Source organism: Oleiphilus sp. HI0079, assembly GCF_001635105.1.
Window position 1 is genome coordinate 1 of the sequence record NZ_LWFT01000230.1, and the last position, 614, is coordinate 614.

General features: G+C 46.4%; 1 protein-coding gene and 1 pseudogene. One reads left to right on the top strand and one right to left on the bottom strand.

Going from position 1 to position 614, the window contains the following annotated elements:
* Window positions 1-261, top strand: a pseudogene (locus A3750_RS03430) (ParA family protein); the annotation flags it as partial.
* On the opposite strand, the gene A3750_RS03435 reads toward A3750_RS03430, so the two are convergent.
* Window positions 258-614: EAL domain-containing protein (locus A3750_RS03435; protein WP_156498357.1), on the bottom strand; the 357-nt coding region annotated here is incomplete at its 5' end. The pseudogene A3750_RS03430 and the gene A3750_RS03435 sit on opposite strands and share 4 nt — an antisense overlap.

Sequence of the window (614 nt, forward strand, 5' to 3'; positions counted from 1 at the left end):
GAAGATCATAACGAGGGTCTCCAGGTCGAAGGTATCGTGGTAAATCAGTTCCAACCGCGTGCCAGTCTGCCTCAAAAGCTGGTTGACGAATTAATTGAAGAGGGGTTGCCCGTGCTTGATGTAAAGCTTTCGGCGAGTGTCAAAATGAAAGAGTCTCATCAGAACAACAAACCGTTAATTCACTTTGCACCCAAGCACAATCTGACCGAGCAGTTTCTTGCTCTGCATCAAGGTTTGGCGGAGTCTCTAGAGGAGGCCTAAGCTTTTCTTAGCTGGTCTTGACCGAAAGGCAGGGTGATCTGATCTCCGGAATGCAAACCTTCTTGGGTGTCCGTTTTGGCAAGAAAGTCGATAAGTGGCCCAATAGAGAGCGCTTGAGAGTACAAGAAGCCCTGCACGTAATGGCATTTGTTTTTCTGTAGAAAGGCCTCTTGTGCTGGTGTTTCAACGCCAGAGGCAAAGGTCTTAATACCAAGTTGTTTAGCAATCGTTAGCAAGGTCTCTAGTATTATTCTGTGCTGTTTGTTGGTGAGGCAGCTTGTCACTAGGCTTCTATCAATCTTAATGATGTCAATGGGTAACGCATTGAGTTGGTTAAGCGATGAAGATCCCGT